Here is a 22,343-nt window from a genome sequence, read left to right as displayed (position 1 = left end):
CGGGTGCCGGCCCCTCCGCGCCGCTGAGCCCGAAGCAGGGCGGGCTCAGCCGGGCTGTCGGCCGAGCAGTGCGCAGACCGCGTTCTCCTCGATCGTGCGGAGCTTCTCCACGAGGTCGGGGTCGAGCGTCTTGTTCACCTGGGTGGTGAGCGAGAAGGTGAGGGACTTCCGGCCGTCGGGCGTCGCGGCGATCAGCTGGGTGTAGCCGGGGAAGTTCCCGGTGTGCCCCAGCACCACTCCGCAGCGGGTGTCGTAGCGGAAGATGGCGAGTCCCGCCGTGTTACGGCCGGGACCGGCCGGTTCGGAGGCCCCCTCGATCCAGCGGCGCTGCTCGCGCAGAACCGCTCTCGACGTCAGCTCTCCGGCGGCGTAGCCGCGGATGAACCGCGTCATGTCACGCGGCGTGGAGACGATCCCGCCCGAGGCCCACACACCGGACGCGCTGAGCGCTTCGCTGACGTCCTCCGGCGGCGCGGGCGGCTCGACGGCGTAGCCGTGCATGTACGGCTCCGGCATCTCGTAGCCCAGGGGCAGGCTGGTGTCGCGGAGGCCGAGGGGCCGGTAGACGATCCGGCTCAGGAGCTCCTCGTAGGGCCTGTGGGTCGCCGCCTCCGCCATCAGTGCGACGGCGATGTTGTCGGAGTTGGAGTACCGGTACTGCGAGCCCGGGCGGAAGCGCAGCGGTTCGTCCGCGACGAAGTCCAGCAGCCGGCGGGGGTCGAAGGTACGGCGAGGGTCCGCCAGGAGGAGTTCCAGGAATTCCGGGTCCTCGGTGTAGTCGGGCAGTCCGCTGGTGTGGTTCAGCAACTGGCGGAGGGTGACCGACCGCCAGGCGCGCGGCAGCCGCGGCAGGGTGCGGCCGATGGTGCTGTCGAGGTCGAGCGCACCCTGCTGCACCAGACGCAGCGCCACGGCGCCGCTGAAGGCCTTCGCCGTACTGGCGATCCGCATGTGGTCGGTGGGCTCGATCGGACGGCCGGTCGCCAGGTCGGCGACACCGGCGCGCAGGACACGTGACGTACGGTCCCGTTGCAGGACGACGATCACACCTGGCGGACCTCCGGGCGTGGCGACCAGCTCTTCGAGCTGTCGTCGCAGGGCGCGCTCGCTCCCGCCGTCGGAGCCGCCGTCGGCGGCGCCCGCCGCAGGGGCGAGGAGCAGGCCGCCGAGGCAGGAGGCGCCGAGCAGGGCGACGAGGCAGAGGCGGAGGTGGGAACGGTGACCCGTACGGGTATGGGTACGGGTACGGGAGCGTGGGCGGGAAGCGGGCGTGAGTGGCATGGGGGTCCCGGGAGGATCGGCGGTCAGGGGCACCCTCAGCATCGGCCGGGACCACGGTCACGCGCTCGCCGAGCTTGCTCTATCCGGCCGATCGGCTCCGCGACCTGATGTCGGTGGCGGAGGTGCCACAGGCTGGGGGAGGTGGCGGAGGCGGGGGGAGGCGGCGGAGGCGGCGGCGCGGTCAGCGCGCGGCGAACTGCACCCCGGTCGGCTGTACGACGTCCGGTCGCACCGCGATCCCCTCGACGGTCAGCCGCTCTCCGTAGATGTCGGTGATCCGGAGCGCGCCGCCGCACCCGCCGCCCTGCTCGGAGAGGAAGTAGTTGTACTCGGTCCGGGGCAGCGGGGCCCAGCCGCCGCCGTCGCGGACCTCCAGCCGTGCCACCGGGTTCCGGTGACCGATCACCTGGATGCCGCACCAGTACTGGCTGGACCCGGTCTTGTACCGGATCGAGAGTGTGTCGGACGTGCCGGGGCTCAGCAGGCTCCAGGTGATCGGTATCTGGCCGCGTGAGGGGGCGGCGAGCTTGGCGAAGGCCTGTGCGCTGAGGTCGAGTTGGCCGGGTCGGCAGGGCGACGGGCACTCGTTGGTGATCCGGACGGTGACGGCGGCGCCGCCCGCCGCGCGGACGCGCACATACGCCCCGCAGGCCTTGGAGACCTCGTAGTCGGTGGTGTTCATGGCCGCCGTCATGACGTCGTCGCTCGGGCCGTACGAGCAGGCGCCGCCCTCGCCCGTCCCGGCGTCGTAGAAGGTGGCGACCCCTTCGTAGTCGACCCCGGGACGGATACGTCCCGCCAGCTGTCCCGAGGCGGACCCGGCCCGCCGGGTGGCGGCCGGCTTCGGCCGGGTGGGCTCGGTCGACGGGGTCGCGGACGGGGTGGTCTTCGAGGCCGACGGGGACGGGGACTTCGAGGGTGTGGCGGAGGGCTTCCGCTCCGGTGCGTCGGAGGACGGACCGGTCGCCCGGGGGGTGGTCGCCACGGGTGCGGCCCCGGCCTTCCCGGAGGCTTCGGTGCCGGTCTCGCGGTCGGGGCCGAAGGCGATGACGAGCGACGCGGCGAGCCCGACGGCGGCCACGGCGGCGACGGATATGAGGGCGGTGCGCCGCTGGGGAGTACGGGAGGAGCGGTGGGAACGGGCTGCCACGTTCAAGTCCTTCGATTCCATGAGCGGTTCGGGAGAAAGCGTGATGCGTGTGGGGCTCGCGTGAAAGGAGCTTGCCACTCATCGGTTGCCGCCGGGGCGGGAATGGTTGCCTCGATGGGGCAGGGAGGCAGGGCTGCGACCGTAGGATGATCGGTCGCCGCGCTCGGCCGCGGAACGTCGTCGGCGGGCGTCGCCCGACGTACGTCGTTTGTCGTGTGTCGTACGTCCGTTGTCTCAGGGAGGTTCGGGATGTCACGTCCGGTCACGGTGGTGACGGGTGGGAGCCGGGGGATCGGTGCCGCGACCTGCCTGCGGCTCGCGGCGGACGGGCACGATGTGGTCGTGGGGTACGTGCACGACGGGGCGGCCGCCGAGTGGATCGCCACGGGAGTGCGGGCGAACGGGGCGCGCTGTGTCACGGTCAGGGCGGACACGTCGGTGGAGGCCGATGTGGACCGGCTGTTCGAGACGACGGCGGAGCGGCTCGGGCCGGTGACGGGGCTGGTCAACAACGCCGGGATGACGGGCCCGTTCGGGAGGCTGGCCGACACCGACACGGATGTGCTGCGACGGGTGGTGGAGGTCAACCTCCTCGGTGTGCTGCTGTGTTCGCGCCGAGCGGCCAGGGTGATGTCGGCCGGGGGGAGCGGGGCCATCGTGAACGTGTCCTCGGCGGCGGCCACGCTGGGCAGTCCCGGCGAGTACGTCCACTACGCGGCGACCAAGGCCGCGGTCGACGCGCTCACGACGGGGCTGGCGAAGGAGCTCGGTCCCGACGGGATCCGTGTCAACGCGGTCGCGCCCGGGGTCATCGACACCGAGATCCACGCGAGGATGGGCGACCCGGAACGCCCCGACCGCATCGCGGCCTCCGTCCCCCTCCGCCGTCCCGGCCGCGCCGACGAGATCGCCTCGGCCATCGCCTGGCTCATGTCCCCGGAGGCCTCGTACACGACGGGAGCGGTGCTGCGGGTGTCGGGCGGCCGGTGAAGCGCCGTGGGGCTCGGTTTGGTGGCGGGCGGCGGGTCGTGTGCGGTTTGGTTGCTCGGGCAGTTCCCCGCGCCCCTTCGGGGCACCCTCGGAGCCCTCGGAGCCCTCGGAGCCCTCGGCGGGCCGGTGGCCGTCAGCCGCGCCGCTTGTCGAGCAGTCGCTGGAACGCGGTCGGCGTGGGCCGGTCGGCCAGGAACTCCTTGATGAGCGAGGCGCATCGGAGCGGGTCCGCCCGGCCGGTGTCGCACTCGACGTCGTAGAGCCCGTGCGCGTGCACCTGCCCCAACTGGCGCGCAGCCAGCCCCGACGGCCGGTCGCCCCGCCCCCGTTCACGTCGTTCGAGCTCGGCGCGGTCGCAGTGCACGCCCACGAACACGACGTCCTGCGGCACGAAGAGGTCGAGGCAGTCCCGCAGTCGCCATTCCGCGCTCAGGACGTGGTCCATGACGATGTTGTTGCCCGCGGCCGCCATGCCGGCGATCGCGCGGTGATAGCCCCGCCAGGTGTTGTGCAGAACGGCGTTGAGCTGCTCGGGTGGCATCTCCTGACGCGTACGCATGGCGTGGAACGCGTCGACCGGAAGGTGGAAGTACGGCTCGTCCAGGATGCGCAGCAATTCCGCGGCGATGCTCGACTTCCCCGAACTGGACGTGCCGTTCAGGAAGATGATCAGGCCGCCGGGGGCGCGGGTCTGCTCGCCGGCGGCCTGTTCCGCCGGGCTCACGCTGCCTCGATGACGTCTCCGCGGATCGCGGCCGCCCATTTCGCGACCAGCAGTTCGTACTCCGCCCGCTCCTGTGCCGAGAGTGAGCCTCCCGCGTGCTGCCACAGGGCTCGGATCTGGTCGTTCAAGTCGGCGGCGGACCGCACGGAACCACGGACGGGGGAATCGGGGGACATGCGGACAAGAGTAGGCGTCAGGACTGACCGTGCGCTACCGCTCGGCTACGGATGCCGTATGTGGTTGGTCACTGAGGGGAGTTGGGGAGGAACGGGCTGCTCTGGACGGGCCGGTCAGCCCGCCGACTCGCCCGCGTGCGGGCTCAGGACGCCCAGGGAGACCAGGACGACGATGACGATGCCGAGGGCGATGCGGTACCAGACGAACGGCATGAAGCTCTTGGTGGAGATGAACTTCATGAACCACGCGATGACCGCGTAACCGACGAAGAAGGCGATGACCGTGGCGAAGATCGTCGGGCCCCAGGAGACGTGGCCACCCTCCATCGCGTCCTTGAGCTCGTAGCCGCCCGAGGCGATCACGGCGGGGATGGCGAGGAGGAAGGAGTAGCGGGCCGCGGCCTCGCGCTTGTAGCCCATGAGGAGGCCGCCGCTGATGGTCGCGCCGGAGCGGGAGACGCCGGGGATGAGGGCCATGGCCTGGCAGAGGCCGAAGATCAGGCCGTCCTTGACGCTGAGCTGTTCGAGGCCCTTGCGCTCCTTGGCGGCGCGGTGCTTGCCACCGGTCTCGTCGCGCGCGGCCAGACGGTCCGCCACGCCCAGCACGATGCCCATGACGATCAGCATGGTCGCCGTGAGGCGCAGATCACGGAACGGGCCCTCGATCTGGTCCTTGAGGGTCACCCCGAGGACACCGATCGGGATGGAGCCGACGATCACCAGCCAGCCCATCTGGGCGTCGTTGTCGCTGCGCATCTCCTTGTCGAACAAGGAGCGGGACCACGCCGAGATGATGTTGGCGATGTCCTTGCGGAAGTAGATCAGCACCGCGGCCTCGGTACCGATCTGGGTGATCGCGGTGAAGGCCGCGCCCGGGTCCTCCCAGCCGGAGAAGGCCGCCGTCAGGCGCAGATGCGCGCTGGAGGAGACGGGGAGGAATTCGGTCAGCCCCTGGACGAGTCCGAGGATGAGGGATTCAAACCAAGACATGAAGTTACGTGGTCCAAGCGCTGATCGTGGAGGGCCGACGGAGACGTGCCGCGCCGCGGGGCGGGTGATCACAGGTGCTGGGGGCAGCCTAGCGCCCCTTGAAGACAGGGCTGTCACAGGGGTTTCGCAGGGCCGGGCGGGGGGCGCGTGAAGGGTGTGCGGCGGGCGGGTGGAGCGTGGACGTTCCGAGGCGTGGAACGGCCGGATCCGTGGTGTTGACCAGTCACTATGTCCGCACATACGTTGCTGGCGAGGAAAGCGCTTGCCGTTGCGAGGGTCGCCGTTCCGCCGGAGCCCCCGCCACCAGGCGTTGGCCAACGTCCGACGTCACGTTCGATGGAGTGCTGATCACGTCCATGCCCACACCCAGCAACGACCCGAGCCCGACTCCGGACCACCTGCCGGCCCGTCCCCCCGCCCCGCTCGCCGGCCGCCGTGTCCGTGCCGCGATCATCGGCATCGGCGCCATCGGCGGCGGCTCGCACCTGCCCGCGCTCGCGCGGCTCGCCGAAGAGGGCGAGACCGAGGTCGTCGCGGCCGTCGACATCGACGCCGACGCGGTGGCGAAGTTCTGCGCGGAGCACGGCATCCCGCACGGCTACACCGATCTGGACCGGATGCTGGCGGAGCAACGGCCCGACCTGGTCAGTGTCTGCACCCCGCCGACCCTGCACCGCGACCAGACGATCGCCGCGCTGCGGGCCGGCGCCTGGGTGTGGTGCGAGAAGCCGCCGGTCCCGACGCTGGCCGACTTCGACGCCGTCGAGGCGGAGGAAGGCGCGGAGACCGGGGGGCCGTACGCCTCGATCGTCTTCCAGCACCGCTTCGGATCGGGTGCGCGGCACGTACGGAAGCTGATCGCCGAGCAGAGCCTCGGGCGCCCGCTCGTCGCGCACTGCCAGACCACCTGGTACCGGAACACCGCCTACTACGCCGTGCCCTGGCGCGGCCGCTGGCAGACCGAGGGCGGCGGGCCCGCGATGGGCCACGGCATCCACCAGATGGACCTGATGCTCGATCTGCTCGGCCCGTGGAGCGAGGTCCGGGCCATGGCCGGGCGACTGGTCCACGACGTGGAGACCGAGGACGTCTCGACGGCCCTCGTCCGCTTCGAGAGCGGAGCCCTGGCCACCGTCGTCAACAGCGTCCTCAGCCCCGACGAGGTCAGCCGTATCCGCGTCGACTGCGAGCGCGCCACCGTCGAACTGACCCATCTGTACGGCCACTCCAACGCGAACTGGTCCATCACCCCCGCTCCGGGCACCCCGGAGGCGGACGCGGCGGCCTGGCGGGACTTCGGCGAGGACGTACCGAGCTCGCACCTCGCCCAGCTGCGTGAACTCGTGGCCAGCATGCGCGCCGGCGAGCGGCCGCGCAGCAGCGGCGCGGACGGGCGTACGAGCCTGGAGCTGATCGCCGCGCTGTACAAGTCGGCGTTCACGGGCGCGACCGTACGGCGGGGGGAGATCGGGCCCGGGGACCCGTACTACACGGCCATGCACGGAGGCGCCCCCGGGTGGGCGCCCGGAACCGCCCAGGTGTCCGCCGACGCGACCGAGGAGATCACGGCATGACCTTCCACGACGGGCTGCGCGTCGTCCACGCCCACGGCGACCGGATCACGGTCACCGAACCCGCCACCGGCGTCGAGCTGTTGAGCTACGTCTACCGGCCGGAGGCGGCCTGGGAGGCGCCGAAGCCGTATCTGCACCCGATCCGGACGCTGGCCGGGGACGTCGTCACCGACTTCCGGCCCAACGACCACCGCTGGCACAAGGGCCTGCAGCTGACGGCCTCGCACCTGTCGGGCCAGAACCTGTGGGGCGGCAACTCGTATGTGCACGGAGAGGGTTACCTGCCGCTTCCGGAGCGGGTCGGTTCGATGGCGCACGTCGGCTTCGACGTCGTCGAGTCGGACGGCGAGCGGGTCGTGATCGCCGAGCGGCTGACCTGGCACCCGCACACCGGGGAGCTGTGGGCCGACGAGGAGCGCCGGATCGAGATCCACGACGTGGACACGGAGTCCGGCTCCTGGGCGCTGACCTGGACGAGCGCGATCACCAACCGCCGGGACGAGCCGCTGCTGTTCGGCAGTCCCACCACCGCCGGGCGGGAGATGGCCGGCTACACGGGCCTGTTCTGGCGCGGCCCGCGCGCCTTCCGGGACGGGCGGATCATCGGCCCCGACTCCGAGGGGCCCGAGCTGATGGGCGAGCAGGCGCCCTGGCTGGCGTACTCGGGCGAGCACGACGGCACCGACGGACACGCCACGCTCGTCTTCGCGCACGCGCCGGAGAACGACCACACCGGAGACCTGGGCGCCCACCCCGCGCACTGGTTCGTCCGCATCGAGCCGTTCGCCGCCGTCGCCCCCTCCTGGGCGTTCTTCGAGGAGCTGGAGCTGGCTCCCGGCGACACGCTCACCCGCCGCTACCGGGTCGTCGTCGCGGACGGGGCCTGGGAGCGGGAGGAGATCGCCAAGTACCTTGAGGCGCACCCGTGGTGAACGGCTACGAGGGACTGCCGGGCGGGGTCGCCGTCTCGCACCTGTCCGTGTACGACTGGCCCGCCGCGGACGGGGTCTGCGGCGGAACTCCCCATATGCATCTGACCTGTTCGGAGGCGTATGTCGTCACCGGGGGGCGTGGCGCGGTGCAGACGCTGACGACCTCCGGGTACGAGGTCACGCCGCTGGCGCCCGGGACGGTCGCCTGGTTCACGCCCGGCACCATCCACCGGCTGGTCAACGAGGACGATCTGCGGATCACCGTCCTCATGCAGAACAACGGGCTGCCGGAGGCGGGCGACGCCGTCCTCACCCTGCCCCCGGAGTACTTGACCGACCCGGAGACGTACGCCGCCGCCACCCGCATCCCGGTGGACGCCCCGGAGGAGGAGCAGGAGCGCGTCGCCCTGGCCCGGCGCGACCTCGCCCTGGAGGGCTACCGGGCGCTGCGCGACGCCTCCGGCCCCGAGCCGCTCGCCGCGTTCCACCGGGCCGCCGCCGCGCTCGTACGGCCTCGGCTCGCGCAGTGGCGGGCGCGCTGGGAGCGGGGTGCGCGGGCGGCTGCCGCCGCGACCGGGGAGCAGTTGGACCGGCTGGAGCGGGGGGACTTGTCACACCTCGCCGACGCTGTCGTACGGGCCGAGGAGCCTTCCGCTTACGGGAAGTTCGGGATGTGTGGGCGGTTGGACGTCTACAAGGGGGATTGAGCGCCGGGCGCCTTCGCGCTGGGGGAGTGCCGCGGTGTGGCGGCTGCGGGGTGTGTGTGGCTTGTCGCGCAGTTCCCCGCGCCCCTTCGGTGCGCTCGTGTGATCCGGCGTCTCACCTTGCCGTCGGCCCTGATACCGACCAGCCGGGGGACTGCGGGTGCGCCGTGAGGCCCTCGTGGCGCACCTCGCCGCCGCAGGACGCGCAGGTGACCGTCGGGACCAGTTCGTCGCCGCAGCTGTGCTCGATCACCATGGGACGCTCGTCGTCCTTCCGGAGATGGCGGTCGCCCCACGCCATGAGCGTCATCAGGACCGGCTCCAGTTCGAGACCCGCCTCCGTGGGCCGGTACTCGAAGCGCTGCGGGCGCTCGCTGTAGACGTGCTTGTCCAGGACGCCCGCGTCCACCAGGCGCCGCAGGCGGGTCGCCAGCACGTCGCGCGGGGCCCCGATGTTGCGGACCAGCCGGTCGAAGCGGCCGTTGCCGAGGCAGACCTCGCGCAGGACCAGGAGGGAGTACTTCTCACCGACGATCGCCAGGGTGTCGGCGATGGAGCAGGGGCGCGGATCTCCGGAGGCGGGCATGCGGCCAGTCTAGGGGAGGGTTTGTTTTTCCAACTCGCAGGGCTATGGTGAGTTTGGATTTCCTACTCACCGGTATTCGTCTGGTACTCGTTGGAGGCCGGCCCATGCGTGACGCAGTCGTCGTCGAAGCCGTACGCACCCCGATGGGCAGGGGCAGGCCCAACGGAGCCCTCGCCCATGTCCACCCCGTCGAACTCCTCGCCCACACCCTGCGCACCCTCGTCGACCGTGCGGGCATCGACCCGGCCCTCGTCGACGACGTCATCGGCGGCACCGTCGACCAGGTCGGCGAGCAGGCCATGAACACCACGCGCTACGCCGTCCTCTCGGCGGGCTTCCCGGAGACGGTGCCCGCGACCACGGTCGACCGCCAGTGCGGTTCCTCTCAGCAGGCCGTGCACTTCGCGGCCCAGGGCGTCATGTCGGGGGCGTACGACCTGGTCGTCGCCTGCGGCGTGGAGTCGATGAGCCGGGTGCCGATGTGGTCCAACGTGCCGCCCGGCAAGGACCCGTTCGGCCCCGGTGTCGCCGCGCGCTACCCCGAGGGGCTCGTGCCGCAGGGCATCAGCGCGGAGCTGATCGCCGCGAAGTGGTCGCTCGGCCGTGAGCGGATGGACGCCTTCGCCGTGTCGTCCCATCACAAGGCCGCCGAGGCCTGGGAAAGCGGCCTCTTCGACGCCGAGGTCGCGCCGCTGGACGGGGTGACGCGCGACGAGTGCGTCCGGCCCGGCAGCACGCCCGAGATCCTCGCCGGTCTCCGGCCCGCCTACCACGACCCCGGGTTCGCCGAGCGCTTCCCGCAGATCGAGTGGAACGTGACCGCGGGCAACGCGAGCCCCGTCAACGACGGTGCCTCGGCCGTGCTCATCGCCTCCGGCGAGACGGCGGACCGGCTCGGGCTGCGTCCGTTGGCTCGGCTGCACAGTTTCGCCGTCACCGGCTCGGATCCGCTGCTGATGCTCACGGGGGTCGTCCCGGCCACCGAGAAGGTGCTCCGCCGCGCGGGCCTGGCCCTCGACGACATCGACCTCTTCGAGGTCAACGAGGCGTTCGCCAGTGTCGTGCTCGCCTGGCAGCAGGAGACCGGGGCCGATCCGGCGAAGGTCAACGTCCATGGGGGCGCCATCGCTCTGGGGCATCCGCTGGGCGCGAGTGGCACGCGGCTGACGACGACGCTGGTGCATGCCATGCGGGAGCGCGGCGCCCGCTACGGGCTGCAGACGATGTGCGAGGCGGGTGGGCTGGCCAACGCGATGGTGCTCGAAGCGGTGTGAAGTCGGCCGGGAAGCGTTGTTCTTCGTCGGGTACGGGGCGGGTGGGGGCCGGTCGCGCGGTTCCCCGCGCCCCTGGAGGGGCGGCCCCTCGGGCCTGCCCCCATCGGCCTCAGCGGGCTCGGAAGTGGTGGCGCTTTCGCCAGGCCATCGCCGCGCCGATCAGGGCCGGGATCGCGATGCACGCCATGGCGATCAGGAAGGCCGGGGACGTCGGGGACGAGGCTCGGGCACCGGCCACCGCGTAGGCGGCGGTGTTCGGGATCGAGCCGAGAGCGGTGGCGAGGAGGAAGGGGAGGTAACCCATGCGGGAGACGGAGGCGCAGTAGTTGGCCGCCCAGAAGGGCACTCCCGGGAACAGACGGGCCGCCAGCATCGAGCGGAAACCGTGGCGGCTGAGCTGGCCGTCCGCGGACTTCAGCCAGCGGTGGCGGAGGAGGGGGCGCAGGGCGTCCTGGCCGAGCATGCGGCCCAGGCCGAAGGCGATGCCGGCTCCGAGGACCGTGCCCGCGAGCGCCGAGGTCAGACCCAGCTGGGAGCCGAAGAGGGCGCCCGCCGCGATGTTGAGGATCGGCCGGGGCACGAAGGCGACCGTGCACAGCCCGTACGCCACCGCGAACATCACGACCGCCGCCGCGCCGCTCAGCTGGGGCGGCCAGCCGTCGGCCAGCAGCCGCTGCGGCTCGAACAGCAGCACCGTGGACACGGCGCCCAGGAGCAGTACCACGAGCAGCGAGAACCGCGCCCACGGTGAGAGCAGCACTCTGCCCCAGCGGGCGGCCCGCCCCAGCGGTACGGCTGGGACGGCGACGGGTGTGGCGACGGCGAGCTCCGTGGCGGCGGTCCGGGGAAGGACCGTGGCGGTGCCCCCAGAGCGGGTGGTGGCATCGAGCATTCGTCGACGGTAACCGACCCATGTCCGTGTATGCCCAACGGAACGTCTCACGGGGGTCACAGCAGGCGGAACAACGGGCTCGACGAGCCCGGCGTACGCGGGCCCCGCCGAGCACCGCGCACCGTGCTGCCTGCGCCTTCCGGAACACGGTCCCGGCCTCGGCACCGTTCATCCCGCGCACCCTCTTGTGAAGCATCTCTCTTCGTCCGCACCTCGGAACTCGCGCGTACCGAAAACCATTCGACGGGGGCCGACTTGTCGACGATGATCGGCGTCATGTTCCGGCACGCCTTCGCTCTCGCCGCATCCGCCACAGGCGCGGATGCCCCGAAGGCTGCCCTTCTGATCGTCGTGGCCGCCGCAGACGGCGCCCGAAGCTGACCCTTCCCGGACATTCCGGCGGACCCCGCAGGGGGAGGGTCGGCCAGACCTCGGGGTCCCCGTCCCGGCAGCGCCCGTAGTCGCGCCGGGGCCTCACTCAGTACCGCTGAAGAGACTTCGAGGTACCGCCATGTCCAAGACGGCCTACGTCCGCACGAAACCGCATCTCAACATCGGCACGATGGGTCATGTCGACCACGGCAAGACCACCCTGACCGCCGCCATCACCAAGGTCCTCGCCGAGCGCGGGGCCGGCACGTTCGTGCCGTTCGACCGCATCGACCGTGCCCCGGAGGAGGCGGCGCGCGGCATCACCATCAACATCGCGCACGTCGAGTACGAGACCGACACCCGGCACTACGCGCACGTCGACATGCCCGGCCACGCCGACTACGTCAAGAACATGGTCACCGGGGCCGCGCAGCTCGACGGGGCGATCCTCGTCGTCTCCGCGCTCGACGGGATCATGCCGCAGACCGCCGAGCACGTGCTGCTCGCCCGGCAGGTGGGGGTGAACCACGTGGTCGTCGCGCTCAACAAGGCCGACGCGGGCGACGAGGAGCTGATCGACCTCGTGGAGCTGGAGGTCCGCGAGCTGCTCACCGCGCACGGCTATGGCGGTGACTCCGTACCCGTCGTACGGGTCTCCGGCCTCAAGGCGCTCGAAGGCGACCCACGGTGGACGGCGTCGATCGACGCGCTGCTGGACGCGGTGGACACGTACGTCCCGATGCCGGAGCGGTATCTGGACGCGCCGTTCCTGTTGTCCGTGGAGAACGTCCTCACCATCACCGGTCGCGGGACCGTCGTCACGGGGGCCGTCGAGCGCGGCACGATCCACGTGGGCGACCGGGTCGAGGTGCTCGGCGCCGAGGTGGAGACCGTGGTCACCGGGCTGGAGACCTTCGGCAAGCCGATGTCGGAGGCGCAGGCCGGGGACAACGTGGCGCTGCTGCTGCGCGGGGTGGGCCGCGACGCCGTCCGACGCGGGCACGTGGTGGCCGCGCCCGGCAGCGTCGTGCCCAGTCGGCACTTCACCGCGCAGGTGTATGTGCTGTCGGCGCGCGAGGGCGGGCGTACGACGCCGGTGTCCACCGGGTACCGGCCGCAGTTCTACATCCGTACGGCGGATGTGGTGGGCGACGTCGATCTGGGCGAGATCGCCGTCGCCCGGCCGGGCGACCGGGTCACGATGAGTGTGGAGCTGGGCCGGGAGGTGCCGTTGGAGGCCGGTCTCGGGTTCGCGATCCGTGAGGGCGGTCGGACCGTGGGAGCGGGGACGGTGACGGCCGTTCAGTAGGCGGGTTGCCGTGTGCGGGGGACCGCGGGCCGGTTCATGGCCGGTCGCGCGGTTCCCCGCGCCCCGTTCCGGGCGCCGCACTCGCCCCACGGTCGCGTGGCCCACCCGGCACAATGGGCCCGTGAACGAGCCCATACCCGTCCTCCGCGCCATCGATCAAGGCACCGCCAAGCTCATGCCGGACGTCGACCGGGAGCGGGCCTGGCTGTTGACCGTGGACGGGGCGCCGCAGTCGTACGTCGACCTGGACGAGCCGACGCATCTGGAGTTCGAGTACGCGCGGCGCCTCGGGCATGTGCTGGACATGGTGGCGGAGCCGGGGCGGGCGCTCGACGTGCTGCATCTCGGTGGGGGCGCGCTCACGCTGCCCAGGTATGTGGCCGCCACCCGGCCCGGGTCCCGGCAGGACGTCGTCGAGTACGACCGGGCGCTGCTGGGCCTGGTCGTCGAGCAGCTGCCGCTGCCCGGCGACGCGGGGATCGCGCTGCACGGCGCGGACGCCCGGGAATGGCTCGAAGCGGCCCCCACGGACTCCGCCGACGTGCTGGTGGGGGATGTGTTCGGGGGCTCGCGGGTGCCCGCGCATCTGACGACCGTGGCGTACGCGCGGGCCGCCGAGCGGGTGCTGCGCGCGGACGGGGTGTATCTCGCGAACCTGGCCGATGCGGCGCCGTTCGCGTTCCTGCGGTCGCAACTGGCCACGCTCGCCACGGTGTTCGAGGAACTGGTGCTGATCGCCGAGCCGGGGGTACTGCGCGGCCGGCGGTTCGGGAACGCCGTGCTCGTCGCCTCCCATCAGCCGCTCGACATCGCCTTCCTGGCCCGGCGGACCGCCGCCGACGCCTTCCCGGCGCGCGTCGAGCACGGCCCGGCGCTGCGCGACTTCATCGGCGGTGCCGCACCCGTGCGCGAGGAGGACGCCGTACCGTCACCCGAGCCGCCCGACGGAGCCTTCGGCATCGGCTGAGCCCGGCCTGGCCTCGGTCTCGGCGTGGGGCCTGGCCTCGGACTCGGCACCGGCCTCGGCATCGGACTCGGCATCGGTCTCGGCATCGGTCTCGACGTCGGGTTCGGCGTCGGGTTTGGCCAGGGCCACCGGCTTGCCGTGCCGGGTCAGGTTCCGTACGTCCCGTACGCACAGGACCGCCGCCGTGGCCCCCACGCACAGCGCGGCGCAGCCCCACAGGGCCGCCGTACGCCCGAAGGCGCTCTCCGCCGGACCCGCCAGCGCGGCGGCGAGCGGCACCATCGCCACCGAGCCGAACCAGTCGTACGCGGAGACGCGGGACAGCTTGTCCTCGGGGATCTCCTGGTGCAGCGCGGTCATCCAGGAGACGCCGAACACCTCGATCGACAGACCGCTGACGAACATGGCGAGGCACAGCACGGCGATCGGCACCGGTACGGCGAGCGCGGCGGACGGCAGGGCGAACGGGAAGACGCACAGGACACCCACGAGGAGGAGGCGGCGCGGTTTCCAGCGGGCCATGAGCAGCGCGCCGACGGCGTTGCCGGCCCCGAACAGGCCCAGTGCCAGGCCCCAGGGGCCGGGCCCGCCGAGGCTGTCGCGGGCGACCTGGGGGCCGTAGACCGCGTCGGCGGCGACGATGACCGCGTTCACCAGGGAGAACTGGACCACGATCGCCCACAGCCAGGTGCGGCCGGTGAACTCCCGCCAGCCGTCCCGGAGATCGGCGAGCATGCCGTGGCCCGGCTCGCGCTCCGGTATGTGGCTCACGTCGAGGAAGGCACGCAGGGCCCCGGCGAAGGCGAACGCGGCGGCGTCCACCGCGAGTACCCAGCCGGGGCCGATCACCGCGATCAGGGCGCCGCCGAGGGCCGCGCCGGTCATCGTCGCGCCCTGCGACGCGAAGCGGAACAGCGCGAAGGCCCGGCCCGCCTGCTCGGCGGTGACCGAGGAGAGCAGCATGCCCTCCGCGGCCGGGCTGAAGAACGCCTGTCCGGTGCCGCCGAGCGCGGAGAGCAGCATCATCTGCCAGAGGTGTGCCTCGTCGGTGAGCACGAGCACGGCGAAGACGGCCTGGGAGAGACAGTTGAGGGTGTTCGCCGCGACCATTACGCGGTGCCGGGGCAGCCGGTCCGCGACCGCACCGCCGATCAGCAGGAACAGCACCAGCGGCAGGGTCCGTGCCGCCGCGACCAGACCGACGTCCCCGCCGTCGCCGCCCGCCTCCAGGACCGCGAACGCGGCCGCGATCAGGGCGCCGTTGCTGCCCAGGCTGGTGACGACCGCGGCCGTCGTCAGCAGGGTGTAGTTGCGGCCGGCCCAGGCGGGGCGGCGTCGGAAGGCGGCGGGAGTGGTCACCCGCCGACTATCGCCGCCCCGCCCCCTTCCGCCAAACCGTTTCAGCACGGGATGCGGCCGAATCGGGCCAGGGGCGAGACGGCCCCGTCGACGCCGCCCCGCCTGCGCCGCCTCGCCGTACCTCGCCCCGCCCCGGTGCCCGGTGTCGGCTCAGCCGCCCGTCGGTTCGCCGTACAGCCGTACCGTGCTGAGGATCTTCTGTACCGTCGCGTCCGGGACCTCGTCATCGACGTCCTTGGCGCCGTGGAAGGTCCAGGAGACGTAGTCACCGGCCGAGTTCTTGAAGGCGAACGTGGTCGCCTTGCCGTCGGTGTCGCACTTGCCCTTCTTGGCGACACCCTTCGAGTACGTGGTCGCGACACTGCCCTCGACGCCCGACGTCGTGGTGTACGCCTTGGGCTTGCCGATGGTCATCTTCTTCTTGGAGGTGTCCTTCTGGTCGGTGTAACCACCGAAGACCCACCACGCCGAGTCGTTGCGGGCGATCTCCTCGCTGCCCTTGGCGCCCTGCTGGCCCTTGGTGCCCACGGCGGCCAGGGAACTCGACTCCTCGTTGCCGTCCTTGTCGTCGTCGGACGTGCACCACTCCTCCTTGAGGATGGCGGGTGCCGACATGCCGATGAGGACCGACCCGTCGCCCTTCTCGTCGTCCTCGGACCCGATGAAGGTGTCGGGCGACTGCACGTCCCACTCGGCGGGCACGTCGAAGGCCGTACCCCACTTGGGGTTGACGACGACCTTCCAGCCCGCGATGGTCGGCTTCGCCCCGGCGTCGTCGCCGCGCGGGTTGTCCTCGGTGCTCTCGGACACGGTCGGCGACGGGGAGGCCGAGGGAGCGGACTGGGTCTTGGACTTGTCCTTGTCGCCCTCGCCACCGAGGACCAGGAAGCCCGTCACTCCGGCCGCCACGACGACGGCCGTGGCCGCGATGATCGCGATCAGTTTCGTCCGGTTGCCGCCGCCTCCGCCCGGCGGCACCGGCGGGCCCGCGGGGGCCTGCGCGCCCCACTGCGGTTGCTGCCCGTACTGGGCCTGCTGGCCCGTCGACTGGTATCCGGGCTGCTGGTAGGGGTTGGGTTGCTGGTACCCCGGCTGTTGGTATCCCGGTTGTCCCGACTGTCCCGGCTGCCCCGGTTGTCCCGGCTGGCCGTACCCCGGCTGCTGGTACGGGTTCGGCTGCTGCGGTTGGTGCTCGCCCCCGGGCGGCTGCTGCTGTCCTGGCCACATGGCTGGTAACCATAGATGCGCCAGGGGGCGGGGTGCCACGGGAGTCCACGAAGCAGCTTTGCAGTCGGGACGAACGGCTCCAAAACGCCCCGGGTTGACGACTTTTGACCCGGGGCACGTGGGTTGTCAGGAGGTGGTCGCATCCTCGGAGAGGCGTTCGGAGAGGCGTACCGTCCCGAGAATCTTGCCCACCGTCGCGTCCGGGACCTCCTCGGCCACCCCCGTCGGCCCGACGAACGACCACGCCACGAGGTCCCCTTCGGCGTTCTGGAACGCGAACGTCGTCGACTTCCCGTCCGTCCGGCACCTCCCCGTTCTCGCCACGCCATACCACTCCTATCCTCCTTCAGGAAGGAGGGTGCCGGCCGGGACGTCGAAGGCGACGCCGACGTCCGGGTTCACCACGGGCCTCCGTCCCGCGACGGTCGCTTCGGTGCCGTTCCCGGCCCGGGGGTTCGGCGGCTGCTCTCCTGGCCGCATGGGCGGCAGGGATACATCACATCGGCGTCCCTGGTCAGGGGTGTCTACTCGTGGGTAACATCGCGCCATGAGCGCAGACCAGATGTCGATCGGCGAGATGCTCGCCGCCACGGTGCCGATGGCCAGGACCCTGAAACTGGAGTTCCTGGAGACCGCGCCGGAGAAGGCCGTGGTGGCACTGCCGGACCAGGGTGAGTTCCACAATCACGTCGGCGGGCCGCACGCCGGGGCGATGTTCACCCTGGGCGAGTCGGCGAGCGGGGCGATCGTGCTCGCCGCCTTCGGCGACCAGCTCTCCCGTGCCGTGCCGCTCGCGGTCAGCGCGGAGATCGCCTACCGGAAGCTCGCGATGGGCCCCGTCACGGCCACCGCCACGCTCGGCCGCCCCGCCGCCGAGGTCGTCGCCGAGCTCGACGCGGGACAGCGTCCCGAGTTCCCCGTCGCCGTCGCCATCCAGCGCGCCGACGGCGCCGTGACCGGCGAGATGACGGTGGTCTGGACCCTGCGTCCCCACAGCTGACCGCCGGCCCGCCCCCGGCCCTCGCCGCCCTCCCGTTTCGTCGAGAGTGGCGGGGGTGTCTTGTTCACGTCATTGACACGAGTCACCTCCGGCCCTAGTTTCCCCGCCGACACGCGCGCACGACGTCCACCACGACGGCCTGCACGAAGGAGTGACGGCTCATGCCAGAGACCGTGTCCCGGCGTTTCGGCGCCATCCGCCCCGGACGGCCGGGCTCGGGCCCGAGGAGACTGGGCCTGGCGGCGACGGCCCTCGCCGCCGCCCTGCTGGCCCCCGCCCCCGCGCAGGCGGCGACCCCGCGGCCGACCCTCGTCCGCACCGACTCCGGCTGGGTCCGGGGCGACGCCACCGCCGAGGGGCGGCAGTTCCTCGGCATCCCCTATGCCCAGCCACCCGTGGGAGACCTCCGCTGGACCGAGCCCCGGCCCGTCCGGCCCTGGCAAGGGGTCCGTGAGGCGGGCGAGTTCGGCGACAGATGCGTGCAGAGCGCGAGTTGGGACCCCGGCTACGAACAGCCGAGCCACACCGAGGACTGCCTCGACCTCAACGTGTACGCCCCGCAGAGCGGTTCACGCCGACCGGTGATGGTCTGGCTGCACGGCGGCGGGCTCACCGCGGGCGCCGGGGAGGACGTCGTGCCGGACGCCTTCGCCCGCCGCACCGGCACCGTCGTCGTGACCGTCAACTACCGCCTCGGCGCCATGGGTTTCCTCGCCACGTCCGAGCTCGACGACGAGTCGCGCGACGGGGTCTCCGGCAACTTCGGGATGCTCGACCAGCAGGCCGCCCTCCGCTGGGTACGGTCCAACATCGGCCGCTTCGGCGGCGATCCGGGCCGGGTCACCGTCGCGGGCGAGTCCGCCGGTGGCCGCTCGGTCTGCACCCAGCTGGCCTCGCCGACCGCGAAGGGCCTCTTCCGCGCCGGGATCGTGCAGAGCGGCGCGTACGGCGACTGCGCGGCCCGTACCCCGCAGGCGGCGGTGGCCCAGGGCCGGACCTTCCTCGCCAGGCTGGACTGCGCGGACGTGGCCTGTCTGCGCGGCAGACCGGCCGAAGAGATCCTCGCCGCCCAGGCCGGGCTGAACTGGGGCCCCGTCGTCGGCGGCGCCTTCCTGCCCGTACAGCCGGCGGAGGCGTACGCCGAGGGGGCGGCGGCCGGCGTGCCCGTCCTCAACGGCGCCAACCAGGACGAGGGCCGCCTCTTCGCCTTCGGCCGCTTCGACGGTTCCGGCGCCCCGCTCACCGCCGAGCAGTACCCCACCGTCATGCGGACCGACTTCGGCGACCGCGCCCTGGCCCGCTACCCCCTGTCCGCCCATGCCTCGCCGACCCTCGCGTACGCCACCGCCCAGGGCGACCAGCGTTTCGCCTGCCCCGCGCTGCGGCTGAACCAGGTCCTCGCCGGACGTGGACCGGTGTACGCGTACGAGTTCGCCGACCGCACCTCCCCGCCCTTCGCCTCGCTCCGCGACCTGGACACGGACTTCGACTTCGGCGCGACCCACGTCAACGAGGTGCAGTACCTCTTCCGCCACTTCGGCCTGGAGACCCCGCTGAACGCCGAGCAGCGCAGGCTGTCCCGCCAGATGACGGACTACTGGGGTTCCTTCATCCGCGAGGGGGTGCCGAGGGCCGCGGGCCAGCCCACGATCCCGGCGGGGGGACGGGAAGTCCTCACCTTCCGGACCGCGGCAGAGGGCGGCAACGCGCTGAGCACGACCGTGCACGGTGAGCATCGATGCCGACTGTGGGACAACCTGTAGGACTCCGTCGCCGTCCGAGTAAGCGGGTACGCTTCCCCGGCGTGCGCTCTGTCGTGACCGCACGCCGGGGGCCCTTGATCCGCTACACGGGAGGAACCGGCTTTGCACGTGCAGGAGTGGCTAGAAACAGTGCCCCCGCTCAGCATCTACCTGCTGGTGGGGCTGGTCATCGGCCTGGAGAGCCTGGGTATCCCGCTGCCCGGCGAGATCATCCTGGTCTCCTCCGCGCTGCTCGCCTCCCAGCACGGTGAGATCGACCCGTTCGTCCTCGGCGCGTGCGCCACCGCCGGCGCGATCATCGGCGACTCCATCGGCTACGCCATCGGCCGCAAGGGCGGACGCCCCCTGCTGGCCAAGCTCAACCGAAGGTTCCCCAAACACTTCAGCGAGAGCAACATCGCCGTCGCCGAGCGCTCCTTCGACCGGTGGGGCATGTGGGCCGTCTTCTTCGGCCGCTTCATCGCCCTTCTCCGCATCTTCGCCGGCCCCCTCGCCGGCGTCCTCCAGATGCCGTACTGGCGCTTCCTCGTGGCCAACGTCCTCGGCGGCATCCTCTGGGCCGGCGGCACCACCGCCGTCATCTACTACGTCGGCGTCGTCGCCGAGGCCTGGCTCAAGCGCTTCTCCTGGCTGGGCCTGGTCCTGGCCGTCCTGATCGGCGTCGGCTCGATGCTCGTGATCAAGCGCAAGGCGAAGAAGGCGGCGGAGAAGGCGGAGGAGACCGAGGGGGAACTGGTCACCGCCGCCGACGCCTGAGGGACGCCTGAGGGACGCCTGAGGGACGTCTGAGAGGTGCGGGGCCGTGCCGCTGTGCGGCTCCGCCGCCCGACGCGACCGGCCGCGCACGACCGGCGGACCGCTACACGCCGTACTCCTCCTGCGCTGTCCGGTGCGCCTTCGCCAGTTCCGCGTAGTGAGTCCCGTTCAACGTGACCATGTCGCGCTCCTCATCGGTGAGCGGACGCTTCACCTTCGCCGGAACCCCCGCCACCAGCGACCCGGGCGGCACCCGCATCCCCTGAGGCACCAGCGCCTGAGCGGCCACCAGGGAACCCGCCCCGATCACCGCGCCGTTCAGGACGGTCGCCCCCATCCCGATCAGACAGTCGTCCTCGACGGTCGCCCCGTGCACCACCGCGTTGTGCCCGATCGAGACCCGCTCGCCGATCGAGACGGGGAAACCCGGGTCGACGTGCAACGTGCAGTTGTCCTGGACGTTGGCGTCCGCGCCGATGACGATCGGCTCGAACTCGGCCCGCAGCACCGCTCCGTACCAGACACTCGACCCCGGCCGCAGCGTCACGTCGCCGATCACCACCGACGTGGGGGAGACGAACGCGGCCTCCTCCACATCCGGCTTCCTGCCGCCGAACGTCGTGATCAGGGCCCGCTGCCGGTTCATCGCCGCCTCCTGGTGGTGAGCGTGGTGCGTGGTGGCCGTGACGGCCGAGTGGATCATTCCTCACCCGCACCGTAAGCCATGGGGTGGGCGTCGCGTGGGGTGAAGATCACAGCCGTACGACGCCATGCGTGTGCCGCCCGGTGAGTACGGTGAGCGGGTGCCGAAGAGCAAGAACACGTTCTCGTCCCGGCGGGGCCGCCTCGTGCAGCGCGCCGTCCATGCGGGCTGGGCGTGGCTGCAGCGCACGGGTTCGGTGACGGCCGAGCGGCCCGGCCGCTTCCGCTTCGGCGCGATGGGAACGGGTACCAGGCTGGCCTTTCCGCTCGGCACGGTCTTCGGTGAGCCGTGGATCCATCTGGGCTCCCACTGCATCATCGGCGAGCAGGTCACCCTGACCGCCGGGCTGATGCCCGATCTGGACCTCGGTGCGGAACCGATCCTGCGCATCGGTGACGGTGTCGTCCTCGGGCGGGGCAGCCATGTCATCGCCGACACCACCGTCACGATCGGCAGCGACTGCTACTTCGGGCCGTATGTCTACGTGACGTCCACGAACCACTCGTACGACGACCCGCACGAGCCGATCGGCAAGCAGTGGCCGCGTATGGATCCGGTGTCGATCGGGCCGGGGTGCTGGATCGGTACGGGGGCGGTGATTCTGCCCGGTGCGCGGCTGGGGCGGAACGTGGTGGTCGCCGCGGGCGCGGTGGTGCGGGGGGTGGTTCCGGACCACTCGGTGGTGGCCGGGGCGCCCGCGCGGGTCGTGCGGCGGTGGGATCCGGCCGAGGGGTGGCAGCCGCCGATCCGGACGCCCGCACCGGTGCCGATACCCGACGGGGTCACGCCGGAGCAGTTGATGGCGCTGGCCGAGTGGGACGCCGAGGGGGCCGGGGAGTCCGCATAGGAGCTCGGCGCCCTGGTGCGGCGGCGGGTGCGGGTCCTCCGCGGCCGGTCACGCCCCCGCGCCTCCTGGGGCGCGGTCGGCCTCGCAGTACAGTTCGGTGAACCTGGAGTCCATGACACCGTAGTTCACCGCGTTGAACTCTTTCATTGAGAATATTGGACGGAATGTGTCGGATCTCGACCTGCTGACCCAGTCTCTGGCGCGGAACGTCAAGCGCTGGCGCACCGAGCGAGGGTTCACCCTGGACACCCTGGCGGCCCGTGCCGGAGTCAGTCGCGGCATGCTCATCCAGATCGAGCAGGCCCGCACCAACCCCAGCCTCGGCACGGTCGTCAAGATCGGTGATGCCCTCGGTGTCAGCATCACCACGCTGCTCGACTACGAACAGGGGCCCAGGGTCCGGGTCGTCCCGGCCGAGCAGGTGGTCCGGCTGTGGCACACCGAGGCGGGCAGCTACAGCAAGCTGCTGGCCGGTACGGAGGCGCCCGGCCCGCTGGAGATGTGGAACTGGCGGCTGATGCCGGGGGAGGGCAGCCGGTCGGACCCGCACCCGGCGGGCACGGTCGAGATCGCCCATGTCACGGCGGGCGAGCTGACCCTCACCGTCGAGGGCGCGGAGTACCGGGTCCCGGCCGGAGCGAGCGTCACCTTCGAGGCCAACGCGGCGCACGAGTACGCCAATCGGGGTGACGTGCCGACGGAGATGGTGCTGACGGTGTCGGTGCCGGCCGTGCACTGAGACCCCGGTCCGGCCGTCCGCGGGCTTT

The 22,343-nt window shown here is 71.8% G+C and carries 23 protein-coding genes; 12 read left to right on the top strand and 11 right to left on the bottom strand.

The features are described 5' to 3' along the window. Positions 1-45: 45 nt before the first annotated feature. Both OG272_RS07730 and OG272_RS07725 read right to left on the bottom strand, forming a co-directional pair. Positions 46-1,281, bottom strand: coding sequence for a serine hydrolase domain-containing protein (locus OG272_RS07730; RefSeq protein WP_327730682.1), 1,236 nt, complete (start codon positions 1,279-1,281; stop codon positions 46-48). Positions 1,282-1,462: 181 nt separating this feature from the next. Beyond that, positions 1,463-2,431 carry an expansin EXLX1 family cellulose-binding protein gene (locus OG272_RS07725; RefSeq protein WP_327730684.1) on the bottom strand — a complete coding sequence of 323 codons (969 nt, stop codon included), beginning with the start codon at positions 2,429-2,431 and terminating at the stop codon, positions 1,463-1,465. Positions 2,432-2,680: 249 nt separating this feature from the next. Between OG272_RS07725 and OG272_RS07720 the strand changes: the two genes are divergently transcribed. Next, positions 2,681-3,421, top strand: a complete 741-nt coding sequence (locus tag OG272_RS07720; RefSeq protein ID WP_326584247.1) for a glucose 1-dehydrogenase — start codon at positions 2,681-2,683, stop codon at positions 3,419-3,421. A gap of 133 nt (positions 3,422-3,554) precedes the next feature. Here OG272_RS07720 and OG272_RS07715 read toward each other — a convergent pair whose 3' ends face one another. The 3 genes from OG272_RS07715 to OG272_RS07705 form a co-directional block, all read right to left on the bottom strand. Continuing rightward, positions 3,555-4,184 (bottom strand): chloramphenicol phosphotransferase CPT family protein, encoded by a 630-nt coding sequence (locus tag OG272_RS07715; protein ID WP_405892948.1) that lies wholly within the window; start codon positions 4,182-4,184, stop codon positions 3,555-3,557. Next, on the bottom strand, positions 4,142-4,321 hold the full coding sequence (locus OG272_RS07710) for a hypothetical protein (protein WP_326584249.1): 180 nt from the start codon (positions 4,319-4,321) through the stop codon (positions 4,142-4,144). The genes OG272_RS07715 and OG272_RS07710 overlap by 43 nt, the downstream gene beginning before the upstream one ends. 114 nt (positions 4,322-4,435) lie before the next feature. Then, positions 4,436-5,311 (bottom strand): undecaprenyl-diphosphate phosphatase, encoded by an 876-nt coding sequence (locus OG272_RS07705; RefSeq protein ID WP_327730686.1) that lies wholly within the window; start codon positions 5,309-5,311, stop codon positions 4,436-4,438. A gap of 356 nt (positions 5,312-5,667) precedes the next feature. Between OG272_RS07705 and OG272_RS07700 the strand changes: the two genes are divergently transcribed. The 3 genes from OG272_RS07700 to OG272_RS07690 are packed head-to-tail and all read left to right on the top strand — an operon-like array spanning position 5,668 to position 8,524. Continuing rightward, complete coding sequence (locus OG272_RS07700; protein ID WP_326584251.1) at positions 5,668-6,885, top strand: Gfo/Idh/MocA family oxidoreductase; 1,218 nt, start codon at positions 5,668-5,670, stop codon at positions 6,883-6,885. Further along, positions 6,882-7,817: a PmoA family protein gene (locus OG272_RS07695; RefSeq protein WP_327730687.1), complete on the top strand. Its 936-nt coding sequence runs from the start codon at positions 6,882-6,884 to the stop codon at positions 7,815-7,817. The genes OG272_RS07700 and OG272_RS07695 overlap by 4 nt, the downstream gene beginning before the upstream one ends. Further along, positions 7,814-8,524 carry a cupin domain-containing protein gene (locus OG272_RS07690; protein ID WP_405895996.1) on the top strand — a complete coding sequence of 237 codons (711 nt, stop codon included), beginning with the start codon at positions 7,814-7,816 and terminating at the stop codon, positions 8,522-8,524. Before OG272_RS07695 ends, OG272_RS07690 begins: the two co-directional genes overlap by 4 nt. A 112-nt stretch (positions 8,525-8,636) precedes the next feature. Here OG272_RS07690 and OG272_RS07685 read toward each other — a convergent pair whose 3' ends face one another. After that, positions 8,637-9,107 carry a helix-turn-helix domain-containing protein gene (locus OG272_RS07685; protein ID WP_327730689.1) on the bottom strand — a complete coding sequence of 157 codons (471 nt, stop codon included), beginning with the start codon at positions 9,105-9,107 and terminating at the stop codon, positions 8,637-8,639. Between the two features lie 104 nt (positions 9,108-9,211). On the opposite strand from OG272_RS07685, the gene OG272_RS07680 reads away from it, so the two are divergent. After that, positions 9,212-10,381 (top strand): thiolase family protein, encoded by a 1,170-nt coding sequence (locus OG272_RS07680; RefSeq protein ID WP_327730690.1) that lies wholly within the window; start codon positions 9,212-9,214, stop codon positions 10,379-10,381. 109 nt (positions 10,382-10,490) lie between these two features. Here OG272_RS07680 and OG272_RS07675 read toward each other — a convergent pair whose 3' ends face one another. Next, positions 10,491-11,273, bottom strand: coding sequence for a VTT domain-containing protein (locus OG272_RS07675; protein WP_327730691.1), 783 nt, complete (start codon positions 11,271-11,273; stop codon positions 10,491-10,493). 511 nt (positions 11,274-11,784) lie between these two features. Between OG272_RS07675 and tuf the strand changes: the two genes are divergently transcribed. Next, positions 11,785-12,954, top strand: a complete 1,170-nt coding sequence (gene tuf, locus OG272_RS07670) for an elongation factor Tu (RefSeq protein WP_326584257.1) — start codon at positions 11,785-11,787, stop codon at positions 12,952-12,954. Between the two features lie 121 nt (positions 12,955-13,075). Beyond that, positions 13,076-13,921 (top strand): fused MFS/spermidine synthase, encoded by an 846-nt coding sequence (locus tag OG272_RS07665; protein ID WP_327730692.1) that lies wholly within the window; start codon positions 13,076-13,078, stop codon positions 13,919-13,921. Here OG272_RS07665 and OG272_RS07660 read toward each other — a convergent pair. From OG272_RS07660 to OG272_RS07650, 3 genes are all read right to left on the bottom strand, one after another. Then, complete coding sequence (locus OG272_RS07660) at positions 13,883-15,280, bottom strand: MFS transporter (protein WP_405892946.1); 1,398 nt, start codon at positions 15,278-15,280, stop codon at positions 13,883-13,885. The two genes, OG272_RS07665 and OG272_RS07660, sit on opposite strands and share 39 nt — an antisense overlap. A 150-nt stretch (positions 15,281-15,430) precedes the next feature. Continuing rightward, positions 15,431-16,507: a hypothetical protein gene (locus OG272_RS07655; RefSeq protein WP_405892945.1), complete on the bottom strand. Its 1,077-nt coding sequence runs from the start codon at positions 16,505-16,507 to the stop codon at positions 15,431-15,433. Positions 16,508-16,633: 126 nt separating this feature from the next. Continuing rightward, positions 16,634-16,831 carry a hypothetical protein gene (locus OG272_RS07650; protein WP_405892944.1) on the bottom strand — a complete coding sequence of 66 codons (198 nt, stop codon included), beginning with the start codon at positions 16,829-16,831 and terminating at the stop codon, positions 16,634-16,636. Positions 16,832-17,069: 238 nt separating this feature from the next. Between OG272_RS07650 and OG272_RS07645 the strand changes: the two genes are divergently transcribed. From OG272_RS07645 to OG272_RS07635, 3 genes are all read left to right on the top strand, one after another. Beyond that, entirely contained in the window at positions 17,070-17,507 is a 438-nt protein-coding gene (locus OG272_RS07645) for a DUF4442 domain-containing protein (protein WP_327732311.1), read from the top strand. A gap of 161 nt (positions 17,508-17,668) precedes the next feature. Next, positions 17,669-19,270: a carboxylesterase family protein gene (locus OG272_RS07640; RefSeq protein WP_327730695.1), complete on the top strand. Its 1,602-nt coding sequence runs from the start codon at positions 17,669-17,671 to the stop codon at positions 19,268-19,270. A 102-nt stretch (positions 19,271-19,372) separates the two neighbouring features. Continuing rightward, positions 19,373-20,026, top strand: coding sequence for a DedA family protein (locus OG272_RS07635; RefSeq protein ID WP_326584263.1), 654 nt, complete (start codon positions 19,373-19,375; stop codon positions 20,024-20,026). Positions 20,027-20,129: 103 nt separating this feature from the next. On the opposite strand, the gene OG272_RS07630 is transcribed toward OG272_RS07635, so the two are convergent. Next, positions 20,130-20,672, bottom strand: a complete 543-nt coding sequence (locus OG272_RS07630; protein WP_326585917.1) for a gamma carbonic anhydrase family protein — start codon at positions 20,670-20,672, stop codon at positions 20,130-20,132. Positions 20,673-20,796: 124 nt separating this feature from the next. Here OG272_RS07630 and OG272_RS07625 point away from each other — a divergent pair, with 124 nt between their 5' ends. Together OG272_RS07625 and OG272_RS07620 are read left to right on the top strand one after the other, a co-directional pair. Beyond that, positions 20,797-21,576, top strand: a complete 780-nt coding sequence (locus OG272_RS07625) for an acyltransferase (protein ID WP_327730696.1) — start codon at positions 20,797-20,799, stop codon at positions 21,574-21,576. A 166-nt stretch (positions 21,577-21,742) separates the two neighbouring features. After that, positions 21,743-22,315, top strand: a complete 573-nt coding sequence (locus OG272_RS07620; RefSeq protein ID WP_326584265.1) for an XRE family transcriptional regulator — start codon at positions 21,743-21,745, stop codon at positions 22,313-22,315. The last annotated feature ends 28 nt before the right edge of the window (positions 22,316-22,343 follow it).

Source organism: Streptomyces sp. NBC_00104 (assembly GCF_045160825.1).
GTDB lineage: Bacteria > Actinomycetota > Actinomycetes > Streptomycetales > Streptomycetaceae > Streptomyces.
Note: the sequence above shows the minus strand (reverse complement) of the source record. Positions and strands in the feature narration are given on the sequence as shown.

Coding starts and splice junctions, on each gene's coding strand:
- OG272_RS07630 (WP_326585917.1), bottom strand. CDS start 20,672: ATGAACCGGCAGCGGGCCCTGATCACGACGTTCGGCGGCAGGAAGCCG.
- OG272_RS07730 (WP_327730682.1), bottom strand. CDS start 1,281: ATGCCACTCACGCCCGCTTCCCGCCCACGCTCCCGTACCCGTACCCAT.
- OG272_RS07655 (WP_405892945.1), bottom strand. CDS start 16,507: ATGTGGCCAGGACAGCAGCAGCCGCCCGGGGGCGAGCACCAACCGCAG.
- OG272_RS07720 (WP_326584247.1), top strand. CDS start 2,681: ATGTCACGTCCGGTCACGGTGGTGACGGGTGGGAGCCGGGGGATCGGT.
- OG272_RS07645 (WP_327732311.1), top strand. CDS start 17,070: ATGTCGATCGGCGAGATGCTCGCCGCCACGGTGCCGATGGCCAGGACC.
- OG272_RS07705 (WP_327730686.1), bottom strand. CDS start 5,311: ATGTCTTGGTTTGAATCCCTCATCCTCGGACTCGTCCAGGGGCTGACC.
- OG272_RS07700 (WP_326584251.1), top strand. CDS start 5,668: ATGCCCACACCCAGCAACGACCCGAGCCCGACTCCGGACCACCTGCCG.
- OG272_RS07695 (WP_327730687.1), top strand. CDS start 6,882: ATGACCTTCCACGACGGGCTGCGCGTCGTCCACGCCCACGGCGACCGG.
- OG272_RS07685 (WP_327730689.1), bottom strand. CDS start 9,107: ATGCCCGCCTCCGGAGATCCGCGCCCCTGCTCCATCGCCGACACCCTG.
- OG272_RS07675 (WP_327730691.1), bottom strand. CDS start 11,273: ATGCTCGATGCCACCACCCGCTCTGGGGGCACCGCCACGGTCCTTCCC.
- OG272_RS07715 (WP_405892948.1), bottom strand. CDS start 4,184: ATGGGCGGCCGCGATCCGCGGAGACGTCATCGAGGCAGCGTGAGCCCG.
- OG272_RS07680 (WP_327730690.1), top strand. CDS start 9,212: ATGCGTGACGCAGTCGTCGTCGAAGCCGTACGCACCCCGATGGGCAGG.
- tuf (WP_326584257.1), top strand. CDS start 11,785: ATGTCCAAGACGGCCTACGTCCGCACGAAACCGCATCTCAACATCGGC.
- OG272_RS07710 (WP_326584249.1), bottom strand. CDS start 4,321: ATGTCCCCCGATTCCCCCGTCCGTGGTTCCGTGCGGTCCGCCGCCGAC.
- OG272_RS07640 (WP_327730695.1), top strand. CDS start 17,669: ATGCCAGAGACCGTGTCCCGGCGTTTCGGCGCCATCCGCCCCGGACGG.
- OG272_RS07625 (WP_327730696.1), top strand. CDS start 20,797: ATGCGTGTGCCGCCCGGTGAGTACGGTGAGCGGGTGCCGAAGAGCAAG.